The sequence below is a fragment of the Ureibacillus massiliensis 4400831 = CIP 108448 = CCUG 49529 genome, assembly GCF_000772965.1.
Lineage (GTDB): Bacteria > Bacillota > Bacilli > Bacillales_A > Planococcaceae > Ureibacillus > Ureibacillus massiliensis.
Window position 1 is genome coordinate 1 of record NZ_JPVQ01000015.1, and the last position, 16,493, is coordinate 16,493.

General features: G+C 34.3%; 18 protein-coding genes. 2 read left to right on the forward strand and 16 right to left on the reverse strand.

The genetic code is table 11. The features are described from left to right. Positions 1-432 precede the first annotated feature (432 nt). On the forward strand, positions 433-972 hold the full coding sequence (locus tag CD30_RS09550; RefSeq protein WP_052126129.1) for an RNA polymerase sigma factor: 540 nt from the start codon (positions 433-435) through the stop codon (positions 970-972). Then, positions 953-2,332 (forward strand): anti-sigma factor family protein, encoded by a 1,380-nt coding sequence (locus CD30_RS09555; RefSeq protein ID WP_036175913.1) that lies wholly within the window; start codon positions 953-955, stop codon positions 2,330-2,332. The genes CD30_RS09550 and CD30_RS09555 overlap by 20 nt, the downstream gene beginning before the upstream one ends. 146 nt (positions 2,333-2,478) lie before the next feature. Here CD30_RS09555 and CD30_RS09560 read toward each other — a convergent pair whose 3' ends face one another. The 16 genes from CD30_RS09560 to CD30_RS09635 form a co-directional block, all read right to left on the reverse strand. Then, positions 2,479-3,255: a sulfite exporter TauE/SafE family protein gene (locus tag CD30_RS09560; protein WP_036175916.1), complete on the reverse strand. Its 777-nt coding sequence runs from the start codon at positions 3,253-3,255 to the stop codon at positions 2,479-2,481. A gap of 119 nt (positions 3,256-3,374) precedes the next feature. Continuing rightward, complete coding sequence (locus CD30_RS09565) at positions 3,375-4,502, reverse strand: MBL fold metallo-hydrolase (RefSeq protein WP_036175919.1); 1,128 nt, start codon at positions 4,500-4,502, stop codon at positions 3,375-3,377. Positions 4,503-4,616: 114 nt separating this feature from the next. Beyond that, positions 4,617-5,012, reverse strand: a complete 396-nt coding sequence (locus CD30_RS09570; protein ID WP_036175922.1) for a DsrE/DsrF/DrsH-like family protein — start codon at positions 5,010-5,012, stop codon at positions 4,617-4,619. Positions 5,013-5,031: 19 nt separating this feature from the next. Further along, a complete protein-coding gene (locus tag CD30_RS09575; protein WP_408056757.1) occupies positions 5,032-5,595 on the reverse strand; it encodes a sulfurtransferase TusA family protein in 564 nt (187 codons plus the stop codon). A 65-nt stretch (positions 5,596-5,660) separates the two neighbouring features. Beyond that, positions 5,661-5,957 carry a rhodanese-like domain-containing protein gene (locus CD30_RS09580; protein WP_036175925.1) on the reverse strand — a complete coding sequence of 99 codons (297 nt, stop codon included), beginning with the start codon at positions 5,955-5,957 and terminating at the stop codon, positions 5,661-5,663. Between the two features lie 24 nt (positions 5,958-5,981). Further along, positions 5,982-6,329, reverse strand: coding sequence for a rhodanese-like domain-containing protein (locus tag CD30_RS09585; protein ID WP_036175928.1), 348 nt, complete (start codon positions 6,327-6,329; stop codon positions 5,982-5,984). 65 nt (positions 6,330-6,394) lie between these two features. Further along, positions 6,395-6,658, reverse strand: a complete 264-nt coding sequence (locus tag CD30_RS09590) for a metal-sensitive transcriptional regulator (protein WP_036175931.1) — start codon at positions 6,656-6,658, stop codon at positions 6,395-6,397. A gap of 267 nt (positions 6,659-6,925) precedes the next feature. Continuing rightward, positions 6,926-8,047, reverse strand: a complete 1,122-nt coding sequence (locus tag CD30_RS09595) for a Nif3-like dinuclear metal center hexameric protein (RefSeq protein WP_036176142.1) — start codon at positions 8,045-8,047, stop codon at positions 6,926-6,928. Further along, complete coding sequence (locus tag CD30_RS09600; protein ID WP_036175934.1) at positions 8,034-8,741, reverse strand: tRNA (adenine(22)-N(1))-methyltransferase; 708 nt, start codon at positions 8,739-8,741, stop codon at positions 8,034-8,036. The genes CD30_RS09595 and CD30_RS09600 overlap by 14 nt, the downstream gene beginning before the upstream one ends. A 217-nt stretch (positions 8,742-8,958) precedes the next feature. After that, positions 8,959-9,318: a cytochrome c550 gene (cccA, locus tag CD30_RS09605; protein WP_036175937.1), complete on the reverse strand. Its 360-nt coding sequence runs from the start codon at positions 9,316-9,318 to the stop codon at positions 8,959-8,961. Positions 9,319-9,463: 145 nt separating this feature from the next. Then, positions 9,464-10,606 carry an acyl-CoA dehydrogenase family protein gene (locus CD30_RS09610; protein ID WP_036175940.1) on the reverse strand — a complete coding sequence of 381 codons (1,143 nt, stop codon included), beginning with the start codon at positions 10,604-10,606 and terminating at the stop codon, positions 9,464-9,466. A gap of 140 nt (positions 10,607-10,746) precedes the next feature. Then, positions 10,747-11,304, reverse strand: coding sequence for a hypothetical protein (locus CD30_RS09615; protein WP_036175943.1), 558 nt, complete (start codon positions 11,302-11,304; stop codon positions 10,747-10,749). A 189-nt stretch (positions 11,305-11,493) separates the two neighbouring features. After that, complete coding sequence (rpoD, locus tag CD30_RS09620) at positions 11,494-12,621, reverse strand: RNA polymerase sigma factor RpoD (RefSeq protein ID WP_036175946.1); 1,128 nt, start codon at positions 12,619-12,621, stop codon at positions 11,494-11,496. Between the two features lie 31 nt (positions 12,622-12,652). Continuing rightward, a complete protein-coding gene (dnaG, locus tag CD30_RS09625) occupies positions 12,653-14,470 on the reverse strand; it encodes a DNA primase (RefSeq protein ID WP_036175949.1) in 1,818 nt (605 codons plus the stop codon). 219 nt (positions 14,471-14,689) lie between these two features. After that, complete coding sequence (locus CD30_RS09630; protein ID WP_036175952.1) at positions 14,690-15,502, reverse strand: pyruvate, water dikinase regulatory protein; 813 nt, start codon at positions 15,500-15,502, stop codon at positions 14,690-14,692. Between the two features lie 11 nt (positions 15,503-15,513). Continuing rightward, positions 15,514-16,152, reverse strand: coding sequence for a helix-turn-helix transcriptional regulator (locus CD30_RS09635; RefSeq protein ID WP_036175955.1), 639 nt, complete (start codon positions 16,150-16,152; stop codon positions 15,514-15,516). Between the last annotated feature and the right edge of the window lie 341 nt (positions 16,153-16,493).

Genomic DNA, 16,493 nt, shown 5'->3' on the forward strand with positions numbered 1-16,493 from the left:
TTTTGTGATTTTCAATTTTTCATAGAAGTTTTGACACTACCTTAAGACAGCTATCTCATGACTTCCAATTCCCCTTAACAAATATTTACAACTTTATTTTAATAACGCCGCAAAAAAATAATGGTTTCAAATTTGTTTATATTTATCCAAAATTCAGTTTTATATTTTAAACAAAACCTTCTTTCATTATTCCTAAATCTATTACATTAAGTTATCAAATTTAAGATAATCATTTACATAACTTCTTATTATTGTACTTACTATACTTGAGAGTACGTTAATTGTTATAGTTAAATATTAAACAGTCTCTATAACCAACAAGAATAACTAAATTTTAATTAAACGATCCTTTTATTCCCATTTCAAAATATTTTTTATTTACTTGAGATTTTTTTAAAGAATTTACGTTTTTAATGTGAGGAGGTGGTTTTGTTGAATGAGCAGATTATACAAAAAATTATATCGGGTGATAAACAAGCATTTCGTGTCATCGTAGATACATATAAGCAGCCACTCGTCAGCTATTTAACTTATCAAACAAAAGACGAGGAATTGGCAAAGGATATTGCACAGGAAACATTTATTAAATGTTATGAAAACTTAGTTAAATTTAAGGGTGAACATTTTAAGGCTTGGCTTTTTCGCATTGCGATTAATCAACTGATGGATTTTAAAAGAAAACATAAAGAGGATGCAACACCACTTGAGGAAACACCATCACTTCACACCCCTGAATTATTAATGATTGAAAGAGAGCAAACCAAGTTGCTTCATCAATGGCTAGAAACATTGGAAGACAAAACACGCCAAATTTTTGTCCTTAAGTATGCTAGTAACTGCTCGTACGAAGAGATTGCCGAGACACTACATATTCCACTAACAGAAGTACGAAATCGTCTGTATAGAACAAAAAAGCGATTAAGAGAATCAAAGTTGAAGGGAGATATGAAAAGTGCATTGCTTATCGATTGAAGACTTATATGATTTTATCGAGGGACGATTAAATGAAGATGAAATGGCGAAATTTGATGAGCATATTCAATCGTGTGCGACCTGCTCATTACAATTAGAAGAACTCCTTGAAGAGGAGAGTGAAATGTTTTCCATGTTCCCATCTGTAAGTGTTGATGAATCATTCACAAATCAAGTGATGATTCAGTTACCGGCGACAAAGACAGTAGATACAAAAAAACGAGACTTTCGAGCAGCGTTTGCAACAGTATTTGTATCAGCGGCATTATTATTTCTTGTGTTTTTAGGCTTACAAGATAAAACAATGGAAACAGTAACGAGTTCTTCCTCTGTAAATATTAACGTAAAGGAGGTTAATGTTACGGACGCTTCCATAGAAGTGATATTAGCTACGTCTGGCTATGATGGTAATGAACTTTTCTTTAATGAATCAATCAGCGATAATGACAATCAAGTCTCACTTGTTTTACCAAATGGTGAAAGGGAATCAATAGGTTTTTATGCTGATCAATCAAAAAATGAAATTACTTATGAGTTTTCATTATTTGATGTCCCATATAATGAGTTTGAACTACTCTTTGATTTTAAACGGATTTATGACGTAGATGGACATTGGACCTTTGAAGTTCCTATTGATCGTAAGGAATTGTTAGCTAAAACAGAAAACGTTACTCTACGTTCTTCTTTTGAAAAAGATGGAGTGAATGTGAATTTCATTCGTGCACAACATGGTCCGTACAACACCATGGTTAAATTTGATACAAAATTCACGGAGGATATGGCAACATTTGTAGAGCAGCAAGTAGCTCAATATACAGCCGAATTACCATTAGCTGAAAAAAATCATTTTGTAGGTTATAATGCACAAATTCTATATAAAGTAATTGACGCAGATGGACAAACATTAAATCGCTCAAACCTTGAAGATACTATTAGCATTCAAAATGATCGTTACGCCCATACTGAAACAATTGGCACATATCCAAGAGTACAAGAAGGTGGCTACATATCAGTGATTGGTGCAAAGTTTGAGCTACCGACGAATGTAAGATATGCACTAACAGTCGATCAATTACCATTTACATTCTCGTATAAAGACACAGAATATGAAATAAAACTCCTACCAAATGGACAACTTGAAATTTCTTCAGATGCGAATACAACTACGATTAATCAATGGGAAATAACAGTCGATAACGAAATTGCATGGGATACTGCCAAATTACGAGCTGATGATCAAAAGCAGTATAAAACATTTACGATGAAAGAGAACATAAATTTAGATTCCTTTATTCTTTACGGTCAAACAGAAACGAATCTCATTTATTTTGATGAAGCCATTCGAGTGAATCTATATTAATATATGCAGTAGACTGTGAATCTTTAAGCTCGATCTATTTTAATATTTCAAATCTAAAGAACCTATTCAAGGCACTTAACTTGAATGGGTTTTTTTACATTTTAAATTTTGAACGTTTCTTTGTTTAGTCTCTGGGAAATGCTTTTCTACAATATATCGATCCATATTTTTATTGTTGTTGCTAAAATTAAAACCGCTAATATTCCTTTTAAAACGTTTGTATTTATCTTTTTGCTAATTTTCGCACCTATAGGAGCTGCAACTATTCCGGCAATAATCACAACAACCGCTGGTAAATATTCAACTTGCCCTGTTGTTAATTTACCAATGGAACCTGCAATGGACGAAATAAACGTAATCGCTAAGCTAGATGCTATAGTCATTCGTGTAGGAATTCGAAGTATTAATAATAGAATTGGAATCAACAAGAATCCTCCTCCAGCACCTACGATACCCGCACCAATTCCGACAGTAAATGCTAAAATTCCAGCAAGTGGTTTATTAAATGTTACTTTATCTAAAGGAATACAATCATTTTCTTTCTTAGGAATAAACATCATAATTGCTGCCAACAAAGCTAAAATTCCGTAAACAATATTCACTTGTTGTTCTGATAAATGTTGTGACTCAATACTACCAATTAAAGTACCAATTAAGGAAAATATACCCATAATGATAATTAGAGGTTTATTTAAATACTCTCCCTTACGAAAACCAATGACACCTGCTATGGATACAAACAAGACGTCAAGTGCACTAATTCCTGAAACTTCATGTGCTGTTAGACCATGAAACCCAAACAACGGTGGAATCATCAGAAGCATTGGATATTTAACTATAGCACCACCTATTCCTAGCATTCCTGAAAGAAATGATCCTATAAAACCAATTAGGAATAGGAGGATCATATAACTAGTTTCCATGTTGTTCCCTTCTTTCTTTATATTAAAATTTATGAGACTACACATTAAGAAGAAAAGTGAGTTGATGAACAACTCACTTTGAATATGCAAAAGAATTACAATCATATTTTTCCTATCGATTAACGAACAGCGCATCGGTTAGGACCGATTTCCATCTCCATCTGTTCATCGTTGTTAGGGGTGATTTTCCCCATATTTACTTGACGAATTTGTTGATACGCATTTGGCTGTGGGGGCAAATGATTCGTTACTGTGTGTCGAAATTCTTCTTCACTTTCAATATTCAACCCGTGGTTTTCAGCAAACAAATCGCCTAAACGTTTCGCTACAGTCCCGTCCTCATTTAATTCATCTATTATCATAAAGTGAGCTGGTAGAACGATTAAATCCTCTGCTAATTCTCGATAACGAAGGTATAATGTTTCACGAAGATCTCCTACCCAATCTTCTGCAAGACCAGCTAAATCTGGACGACCAATTGAATCAATGAACAAAATATCGCCAGTTAATAAATACTTATTATCAACGATAAATGAAGTGGAACCAATTGTATGGCCCGGTGAATAAAGTACGCCAACTTCAATTTGAGATTCACCAATTTCCACTTTTAAGCCATCTTCAAGTGGTGTGTAATCGAAAACTACTTCTTCTGCATCTTTTGGTGGTAAGTAGTAAGTAGCACCCGTTTCTTCTGCAATATAGCGACCACCAGAAATATGATCTGCATGTAAATGTGTGTCGAATACATGTTTAATTTCTATATTTTTCTCTTTAGCAAAGTTAGTAAATACTTCTGTAAAACGAACCGCATCAATAATCGCTGCTTCACCTCCAGAAGTAATCATATACGAAAGACAACCTTTCCCCAGACGTACGAATTGATAAAGCTCTCCGCCACCAGTTAAGTTACCTATTTTAATTGGTTCAAGATATGAACTCCAAGATTTCATCCCATCTTCAAGATAGAATACGTCTAGGCCTGTTTCGGAGATCATTTCTGCCACCATTATTGATGACCCTTCTTTTGCACAAACAACTAATATATCCCGATCGGTTGGAAGTTTTGGTAAGATTTCTTCTACACCGTCTAATAAATCAAAATATGGGATATTTAAATAATCAAAACTATGACCTTCAATTCTCCAGTCATCATAATCATCTCTGTTACGAACATCTAAAATAAATAAAGGTTGATCTTCAATTACTTTACGAGCAACTTGTGCTGCTGTCATTTTATTAATTGCCATTCAATATTACCCCCATAGGTATTTATTTTTAGTTTTTAAATGGAAGGGAATATCCCTTCCATCAGTTCATCCAATGTAACAAGGTTATAAATTTTAATTTAAGTTACTGTAGTTTTAGAATGTTAAAGTCGGTGCTGCATCTTTTGCAAATTCAAGGAATGTAACGGCTCCCCCAACTTCGATTCCATCAATAAAATCATCTTTTGTTAAATTCATTACGTCCATCGTCATTTGACACCCGATGAATTTCACACCCATTTCTTGAGCCATTTCCACTAATTGTGGAATGCCTGGTATATTCGCTTTCGCAAATCCTTCTGCAAGGTGTTCACGACCTTCTGGCATCGGTAATTGTTGCATTGCTTGTTTATGAATTAAGTTAAGTCCATCAAATGTAAAAAATATGGCAACCTCTTTTTCTGTTGCCGCTGCAGCAGTTGCAATATTAAATACTTTATAAGCATCAAAAAGACCACCGTTACTTGCAATAATCGCTACTTTGTTAGACATAATAAATTCCTCCAGTTAATTATAATTTTTTAGTTATATCGCTAGTCCAAGAACTCATTCCTGGTAAAACGTTATACACTTTCTTAAAGCCTTTTTCAAAAAGTTTACGTGCAGCTAAGTCACTACGTTTTCCTGTACGACAAATAACAAAGATTTCTTGATTTGCATCTAATTCATTTGTACGATCATCTAATTCACCCATTGGCATTGATATTGCCCCATCAATATGACCAAAAGCAAACTCGGCCTGTTCACGAATATCAAGAATGATTCCACCATTCGCTGCTCGCTTAATCACTTCATCATTTGTTATCGTTTGTTCAAATTTCTTTTCGATTGCTTCATCATCACCATTTTTACGAATGTAGTGAAGTAAAATATCTTGATTTTCCGTCGTACCGATATATTGATGACCAACACTTTCAGCCCATGCTTTTAAGTCAGCAATTGAACCTTTGTCTGTAGCTTGCACTTCTAAAATTTGTCCATCAGTTAAATCATTCATTGCTTTTCTCGTTTTTACAATAGGCATTGGGCAAGCTAACCCTTTTGCATCTAATTGAACGTCTGCTTTAATTGACAATCTTTATCCAACTCCTTATACGGTATAGGGTATTAATATGTTTAAAATTTTTTTGAAGAGAAGGTCTATTCAACTTTCCCTTCCCAAGATAGCATTCCACCTATCATATTTGTAACGTCATAACCATAATCCTGTAAGTATTGTGCTGCCTTTCCACTACGTCCACCTGAACGACAAATCAAAATGTAAGGTTTATTCTTATCAAGCTCATGGACACGGAATTCTAGTAATCCTAATGGTATATGAATTATTCCAGGAATATGACCTGCTTGGACTTCACCTACTTCACGTACATCAATTAAATTTAATTCTTCACCATTTTCTATTCGTTGTTGAAGTTCTTTCGTACTAATCTCTTTCATTTCATTCTCCTCCTAAATTTATTTTTATCCTTTCCATGCACTCATTCCACCACGAACATTTGTGACGGATTCATATCCTAATTTTTTAAGTTGTTTACAAGCCTGTGAACTTCTCACGCCACTTTGACAAATTACAACTATTTCTTTATCTTTTGGAAGCTTTGATAAATCAGAGCCTAAAGGGAGGTTCTTAAACTGATGAATGTTTTTGGCTTTATGTTCACCAGGAGTTCGAACATCTATAAACACTTTATCTTTATCATTTAACATACCTTTTAGGGTATCTGTTGAAATTGTCTTTATACCTTTAATCGGCTTCATACGCCATACAATAAATAAAACTGCAACAATAATGATAATCCAAGTTTCCATTTAACATCTCTCCTCATACCGTATGGGGTATTTTACTATTTCAAATTAAAAGTCGTTTAAAATAATTAACGACTTTTTACAAATAAATTTACAGCTTCTTGTACAGATTCATTTAATACTTCCTCGTCTCCATTCGCATTTTGGATACATTCAATTAAGTTTTGACTTACAATCAGCCCAATTGATCGATCCACTCCTGAGCGAACAGCAGAAAGTTGAGTGATGACGGCTTTACAATCTTTTCCTTCTTCCATCATTTTCACTATACCTCGAAGCTGACCTTCTATTCTTTTAATTCGATTTTTAATTTTATCATCATATGAATTCAAGTATACCGCCCCCTTCTCAATTGTTTAATCATTACTGATAGTCATTATCATATACCCCGTAAGGTATATTGTCAACCCGAAAGGAAAATTAAATTTAAATTATCCAGACAAGAAATTACTAACCTATATCCACACAAAACATAATTCCATCACTTCCCTATTCTAAATTCAATGTTAGTTTAAACAATTTTATCGTTAATAGAGCCGTTTCTTCACATAAAAACCCCGAATAGTATTTTCATTCACTACTCGGGATTTGTTCATTTGTTAAATAAATTGAAATGGCTCTGTATGAATTTCTGATTGTATAAATTCCACTTCTAATTTTTGTTTTTCACAGAGCTGAGTCATTTTGTTTGCTACCCCGCTTATCATTACTTTTTCCACATGATGACCTGGGTCTACAATGTTTAATCCTAAGTTTTGAGCATCTTGGGCTACATGAAATTTAATATCCCCCGTTACAAATACATCTGCACCTGACCTTTTTGCTGCATAAATGTAAGAGTTGCCATCTCCGCCTACAACTGCTACTTTTGAAATTTTTGTATTTAACTCCCCGACTGCACGGACTGCTGGAACGTTTAAACTTATCTTTACATGGTTAGCAAATTGCTCCAATGTCATTGCTTCTTTTAATGTTCCTACACGTCCTAAACCCATTTGATTTGTTTCAACAGCCATTGTAAATAGATCATAGGCAGGTTCCTCATATGGATGTGCATTTAACATCGCTTTTAATACTTTATTTTTTATCGACGTGGGGAAAACTACCTCAACTTTTACTTCGTCGGTTGCTTCCATTTCACCAACTTCTCCAATATACGGTGTTGCTCCTTCAAGTACGCGGAATCTTCCTACACCATTTGATGAGAAACTACAGGAATCATAATTTCCTATATGACCTGCTCCGGCTTTTGCTAAAGCAACACGGATGGCATCGGCGTGTCCATCTGGAACAAATACAGCAAGTTTCACTAGATTCTCACTATAGGTCTGTTCTAGTATTTCGCAATTTTCTAGCTGTAAGGCATTTGCTAATAAATCATTTACACCACCTTCAGCTACATCTAAATTTGTATGCGCTGCATATACGGCAATATTATGCTTAATTAATTTTTCATAAAGCTTTCCTTCAGGTGTATCAGTTCTTAGATTCGATAACTTTCGAAAAATTGGCGGATGATGGGCAATGATTAGCTCACACCCTTTTGCAATTGCTTCATCACAAACTTCGTGGGTAACATCTAAAGTAACTAATACTTTTGAAACGGTTTTATTTAACGTCCCAATCGCTAAACCAATTGGGTCATTTTCCATACATGCGATTTTTTTAGGTGACCAGCTTTCAAATAGTTGAATTATTTCGTTTCCATTAGGCTTTTTCATTTTCAATAATCCCCTCCACTAATGCTATAAGGTGTAGTAGCTCCCCTCGTTTAGCGATGATGCTTGAAGATGATTCTGCTTGTTCAATGGACTCTAATACCCTCTTCCAGTTTTCAACTTCTTTCGTCCATTTTTTGATGAAGGTTTCCGATTTTTCATTAAGTAAATATTTCCCAAGTAATATTTCCTCTTCGGTAAGAGTCATTTCACCTCGTTGAAGCACGATAACCTCATATATTTTTTCGTCTTCTTCTAAAATAACTTCATCTAAAATTGCCCAGCCATTGTCAAGCCCCCACTGACGAATTACTTTCGCATGAATATTTGGTTGTAAAATTAATCTCGTTACATTTTGCAAGACAGCTGGTTTTTTGTCTAAAATAGAGACAATTAAAGGACCTCCCATACCCGCAATTGTAATTGTATCTACCTTATCCGATTCATCTATCGCATCCAGTCCATCTGCAAGTCGAACCGAAATCTTGTGCATTAAGCCCGCTTCTCTTACCTGGCGAACTGCAGATTCAAATGGCCCTTTTACAACTTCTCCAGCGATTGCTTTTTTAGCAATTTTTTTATTTATTAAATAGCATGGCAAATAGGCATGGTCACTGCCAATATCTGCTATTATTGCTCCTGTTGGCACAAAAGAAGCTACAGTTTCTAATCGTTTTGATAGTTTTTCTGCATTCACTAATTATTACCGCCTTTGTTAAATTCAATAGATAGCACTATTATATTAGAAAATGAGGCTTATCACCAATCCTTAGTGATAAGCCTCCTATCTATATATGTAGATATGTCAAAATACTTATAAATTATATTCGGTAGTTCATTCAAGTGTTTATATTTACTACTATGTATACAAATAGATCCTTAGTCGTAAAACAACTAAGGATCTATGTAAAATATTATTCTAATGTAGAAATGTACTCAGCGATTGCTTGTGCTTCCGCTTCGTCTTGAACTACTGGTGGCATTTGACCTTGACCGTTCATTACAACGTTTTTAATGTGTTCAACATCTGTAATACCATGTAAGTCTGGACCCATTCCACCTGTTAAGTCACCACCGTGACAACCGATACAAGCGCTTACTAATTCAGCACCGCCTGCACCTTCTTCAGCAGTAGCACCGCCCTCTTCAGCAACATCTTCACCACCGTGAGCGATTTCTTCTTTATTTCCAACGCCTTCCATAGACATAAAGAAGATAAGTCCGATACCAAATGCCATGATTAGGATATAAGGAATAATTGGATTGTTTTTCATAAGTTACCCTCCCTACTGTTTTATATCTACTTCTATTTAATATAGAATCTAGTCAACACTAATAATTGTACTGCAATCTCTCTAAAACGAAAAGACCTAAGCTACAACTTTTTATCTACACTGTAACAAAATTGACAAATCTATGTTAGTCATTAAGGATTTTCCTCGCAATGACTAATTTTTGGATTTCAGAAGTTCCTTCCCCTATTTCTAATAATTTTGCGTCCCTTAAATATCTTTCCACTTCATATTCTTTCATATACCCGTAACCACCATGAATTTGTATTGATTCATCACAAACTTCAACTGCCATTTCAGACGCATAATATTTTGCCATTGCCGCCTCTTTACTAAAAGGCTTGCCTTCATCTTTTAACCACGCTGCTTTATATACCATATTCCTAGCAAGCTCAATTTTCACAGCCATATCAGCCAATTTAAATTGGGTTGCTTGAAATGAAGCCAATGTTTTCCCAAATTGTTTTCGTTCTTTTGAATAGCTAAGCGCTTTATCAAAGGCAGCCTGTGCAATTCCAACCGCCATTGCTGCGATGCCAATTCTTCCCCCATCAAGAGTAATTAGAAATTGTTTAAATCCATTCCCTCGTTTTCCAAGGAGATTTTCTTCAGGTACGTGAACATCTTCAAAAATAAGTTCTGTTGTGTTCGATGCATTTAGCCCCATTTTTTCATAGTCACTTTTAATAGTAAAACCATTACTATCTGTAGGGACAATGATTGCGCTTATCTCTTTTTTGTCCTCTTTATAACCCGTGATTGCTGTTAATGCTAGGAATTTTGCGTAGCTTGCATTTGTAATAAATATTTTAGAACCATTAATTGTAAAATGACCATCCTTTAGGACTGCCTTTGTCTCAGTGCCTCCTGCATCAGAACCAGCATTGGGCTCTGTTAAACCAAATGCACCAAAGGATTCACCTTTACAGATTAGCACTAAATATTTCTCTTTTTGCTCCTTCGTTCCAAATAAGTGGATTGGTGCACCTCCTAGAGAAATGTGAGCTGAGTAGGTAATACCTGTTGAGGCACACGCTCGACTTAATTGTTCCGTTACAATCGCAAAGCTAATGGTATCCGAACCAGCACCTCCAAACTCCTCAGGAAATGGTAAACCCATTATCCCCATTTCTGCGAGTTGTTTAAATATTTCAAATGGAAATGCTTTCGTTCGATCCCTTTCAACTGCACCAGGAGCTACAACCTCATCTGCAAATTCCTTCATCGTTTTCAATAACATATTTTGTTCTGTTGTTAAATTAAAATTCATTTTATTCCTCCTTAGATTAAACATAAATAAAACATTTATCATAGAATATTCGGAGGAAAAATTGATTAAAACTATAATTTCCAATAAAAAACATGCTACAGGATGGGAAGGTTTATCTTCATCATCTTTTAGCATGTTGATTAACTAAAGAATAGCTTATATCCAATTAATACAATTATCCCTAATGATCCTGAAATCGTAAAATACATAAGCCTGCTTAATATTCCCGCTACTAACCATAAAAGGCAATTAATCATTAATATAACAAAAAGAACAATCGGATGATTATCAAAAAATACAATACTCATTTTGACTGACAGCCCAAATATGAACAGAGCTGATACAATCTGAAAAATTGGTCCTAACAAATTTTTTCTTTTTGTATATATTATAGCTCCCACAATACTCAAAATTGTAAGAACACTTATGACAATTATAAACAGAACAAATAGTTGGTTGACGGTAAATAGCAGTACTAATAAAACTAAAGCTATCAATACCAGCAAAGTACTAAAAAGATTAAAATTTCGTTTTTCTTTTGCTTTTACTGCTTTTTTATGACTTACATTTTCTTCAGGCTCAACTTCACCTTCCGTATATAAAGTCATCAAAAAATCACAGTAATGTTCAGGTAATAGTTTATTTTGCTTCCAGAAGAGAATTTCATTTAGAATGATTTGTTTACGTGTATTTGGCATAGGTTTTTACTCCAACATTTTATGTATGTATAGTTTTATTTTATCCTACCTTTCATTATTTTCCTATCCATAGAAAGTAATATAGATCGTTAAATTAAATAAAAATTCCAACGACATATTCCAACCTATTTTATTAAATATTTGATATAATAAACAAAAGAAAAAAAGACATCCAATGGATGCCTTCAATTATTCAAGAAAGTCTTTTAAACGTTTACTTCTAGAAGGATGGCGTAGCTTTCTTAATGCCTTTGCTTCTATTTGACGTATACGCTCACGTGTAACACCAAATACTTTCCCAACTTCTTCAAGCGTACGTGTACGTCCATCGTCTAAACCAAAACGTAAACGAAGAACATTTTCTTCTCTGTCTGTTAATGTATCTAATACGTCTTCTAGTTGTTCTTTTAAAAGTTCGTATGCAGCATGGTCTGAAGGAGACTGTGCTTCATGATCTTCAATAAAGTCACCTAAGTGAGAATCATCTTCTTCACCAATAGGTGTTTCTAATGATACTGGCTCTTGGGCAATTTTTAAGATTTCACGAACCTTTTCAGGTGTAAGGTCCATTTCTTCTCCTATTTCTTCTGGAGATGGTTCACGACCTAAATCTTGTAATAATTGACGTTGAACACGAATTAGTTTATTAATCGTTTCAACCATGTGTACTGGAATTCGGATTGTACGCGCTTGGTCAGCAATAGCACGTGTAATGGCTTGACGAATCCACCATGTCGCATAAGTAGAAAATTTAAATCCTTTGCGGTAGTCGAATTTTTCAACCGCTTTGATTAAGCCCATATTTCCTTCTTGGATCAGGTCTAAGAAAAGCATGCCACGTCCTACATAGCGTTTTGCGATAGAAACTACAAGTCGAAGGTTAGCTTCTGCTAGACGTTTTCTTGCTTCCTCATCACCTTGTTCAATGCGTTCGGCAAGATTGATTTCTTCTTCTGCAGTCAGTAAGTCAACTCTTCCTATTTCTTTTAAATACATTCTTACAGGGTCGTTTATTTTTACTCCAGGAGGAACGCTTAAGTCATTTAAATCGAATTCTTCTTCGCTCGCTTCTTGTTTTGATAGAGCCTCTTCTTCAAATTCTTCTTTACCATTTACTGTTACTTCATGATGTTTTTCTAAATCATCAGCAAAACTAAAAATTTCTTCATTTTCTAAATCAAATGAAGCAAGTGAATTTGAAATTTCTCTCATTGATATTTCACGTTCTTTTATTGCTTTCTCTTGGAGAAGTTTTTTTACCTCTTCTAATTTTTGATCACTAACTACTTCATTTGAACGTTCTGACTTGTCAGCCATAAACTCTCCTCCTTCTAACAACCGAATCAAGCTAAATCGCTGATAATGATTTTCTTAAACTTATGATTTTTTGCGCGATTTCAAGGGCACGTTTATGCTCATGCATTTTTTCTGCTTCCTGAGAATCATGTATTAATCTGTTTATTTCATTTTCAATACGATGCTTTTTAATCTGTTTTATGCAATCTGCAATCTCAGCCTCTACATGATTTGGATCACGCTCGGTTAATGCAGCTTCCATGACAATTTTTCTAAGACTACTATCATCAAGCATTTCCAAGAATCTTTGGTAATCTGATGACTCATGCTCTTCATAAAATCCAACTAAACGTACAAATACCGCATTATACTCATCACTTACAAATGGTTGTGATTCATCAACAAAAATTCGGTCTACAACATCTGCTCTATTAAGCATATGCGAAAGAAGCAATCTTTCTGCTCTCTCTGTTGCAGTCAACTTTTTATTTTGTCGAGTTTGTATGTCAATAGTTTGTCCATCTTTTTGATAGTTACGTTTTATCGTTTTTGCATGATCTGATTCAAATTTACGAAATTGTGCATAAATCGCATCTTCAGAAATATTTGTTTCACCTGCAAGTTGTTTTATATAAAGATCCCTTTCAATAGGTGATTTTCCAACTAGGTGCTCAAGTACTTCTTGTATATATTGCAAGACATCATTTTCAAATTGAAAATTTTTATTACGTCTAGCATGCATCATTATGAATGCAATATAAGCGTGCGGTTTATCTAATATTTTTTTAAATGATTCAGCACCATATTTCCGAATATATTCATCTGGATCAAGTTTTTCTGGTAATACAGCAATTTCTACTTTTAACTTTTCAGCATGTAACATTTCAGATGCACGTTTAGCCGCTTCCCAACCAGCATTATCACCGTCATAACAAATAATTATTTTTTCAACTAAGCGCTTTAGCTTTGTGATATGCTGTGGTGTTAAGGAAGTACCCATTGTTGCAACTGCGTTATATATACCTGCTTGATTTGCGGCTAAGACATCCATAAAACCTTCCATTAGAATGACTTGTCCACTTTTTCTAATTGAGCCTCTAGCCTTATCTAAATTATATAAAACTTGACTCTTGTGAAAAATTGGCGATTCCGGACTGTTTAGGTATTTTGCTTCATTTGATGATTGATGTATGATTCTACCTGAGAATGCAATAATTTTCCCAAACTCATCTCTTATAGGAAACATAATCCGATCACGGAATCGATCAAAGTAGGTTTGATCATTTTCTTTTTTGATAATCAATCCACTTTCTACAATTTCATCTAATGAATATTGTTCCCTTTGGAGCAGTATCGAAAGTGAATCCCAAGTCGGAAGTGACCATCCTATACCATTCGTTTCGATATCTTCCTTTGTAAATCCTCTTTTAAGAAGATAATTTAATGCAGGTTCACCATCTTCTGTATTAAGTAATAAATGATGATAAAAGTCGGCTGCGAATTGATGAGCTTTTAGCATATTTTCTTCACTTTTTGAATAAGAGCTGCTGCTTTTATCTATACTAGAGCTTTGGATATCAAGCTGAATTCCTACTCGATTACCTAATTTTGATACAGCATCAAGAAAAGGAATATTTTCAATATCCATTATAAAAGTAATAGCATTCCCGCCTGCTCCACAGCCAAAGCAATGAAAAATTTGCTTTTCTTGTGATACTGAAAACGAAGGTGTATTTTCCCCATGAAATGGGCATAATCCAAACCAGTTACGTCCTCTTTTCGTTAACTGTACATATTCGCTGATTACATCAACGATATCTGACTGCGAACGTATTTGTTCAATCAATTGTTCAGGTATCTTCCCAGTCATTAAATCACCAACTTATAGTTAACTTAATACACAATTCGAGATATTTTTAAAAAATCCTCTATTATACGACAAAATTTATAGTCTACAAGTAAAAAATTATTCACAAATATTTTTACCACAATTTTATTATTATAAAACAAATAGTTCGAAAATTCCACTATTTTTTTGCGAAAATCAGAAAAAAACCACCTATTTTTTAGTAGGAGGTGGTATTTTTCATCATTTACCTTGTTCAATTTTATGAATAATCACATTTGCTGTTTCTTCAACAGCTTTATTCGTAACATCTATCACATCACAGCCCAATTGTTCGATTATTTTTTGAAAATGATTTAATTCCGCTTCAATTCTTGACTGCTTTGCGTAAGTTGCGTCATCACTTAAACCTAATGCCTTTAATCTTTCTTTTCTAATAACGTTTAGTTTTTCTGGAGAAATAACTAAACCAAAGCATTTTTTACGATCCACCTGATATAGTTCTTCTGGAGGATCTATTTCTGGTACGATCGGTACATTTGCCACCTTATAGCGTTTATGAGCTAAATATTGTGACAACGGTGTTTTCGATGTACGAGATACACCTACTAGCACGACATCTGCTAATAAAATCCCTCTCGGATCTCGTCCATCATCATATTTTACCGCAAATTCTACAGCTTCAATCTTTTTAAAATACTCATCATCTAATTTATGAACAAGACCTGGTTCTTCTAAAGGTCTTTGATTCGTTTGATCTTCAAACAATCGAATCATAGGTCCTAATAAATCAAACGTAACAATCCCACTTTGGTTGCATAATTCCATCATTTTTTTTCGCATTTTTTCTTCGACTAATGTGAAAATAATAATTGCTTTTTGTATTTTTGCTAGTTCTACAATCTTTTCAATATGATCTATATTATTAATATGTGGAAATTTACGAATAACGGTATTTTCAAAATTCGGACGGAATTGTGTTACTGCCGCCTTTACTACCTGTTCACCTGTCTCACCTACAGAATCAGAAACTACGAATACATTTAATTTTTCCAAAGTAGCACTCCTTATAAATCATGCGTTTCAGCTAATGAAATAAATGCTTTTGTTATATTCGTTTTTGTAAGACGTCCTACTATTTCAAAGCCATCCTCTTTTTCATTCACGACAGGAAGGGAATCAACTTGCCTTTCAATTAGTCGCTTCGCTGCTACTATTAAAGAATCTGTTTTTTTACAATAAACAATATTGGGCATTCTTGTCATAATAATATGAACAGGAATCGTATTCAAATTTTGAGTACCAATACTTGTTCTTAATAAATCCTTTCGAGAAAGTACTCCTTGTAAGTTTGAATGGTCATCCACTACAAAAAGTGTACCTACATCTTCTAAAAACATATGCACAATTGCATCATATACTGTCATATTTTCCGAAACTACAACAGGTACAGATTGAAAATCCTTTACCTTTAGGTTCATCATGGATTCCGTGACGCTTGCCATCGTCTTCTTACCTGAATAAAAATAACCAACTCTAGGCCTAGCATCTAAAAACCCTGCCATTGTTAGTATGGCCAAATCTGGTCTTAACGTTGCACGTGTCAAATTGAGTCGCTCTGCAATTTGTTCACCTGTAATTGGCCCATTTTCTTTTACGATTTGCAGAATTGTGTCCTGACGTTTATTGAGTTCTATTGGACTCACCCGCCTCAAATAGTGTTATACTTATTTCTTAAATATTATATACTATTTTATTATTGATTGCGAAGAAAAGTACAACGTGCTACAATATTGACACAGTTTAGAGTTTTGGCATAAACTAATGCCAAAGAATTAAATATTATAGGCAATGAGAGGATTATAGTATCTTTTCAAAACAAGCGAGTAGGAAATGGTGAAAGCCTACAACGAAAAGAGAAACGGCACCCTTGAGCCAAGAAACTTAAAAGAGGATTTTTCGTATTGAACGCTGCTTGTATACCACAACGAATGCGAGCGCTTGACTTCAATCGATAAATCAATCAGGGTGGAACCGCGGGTAATGC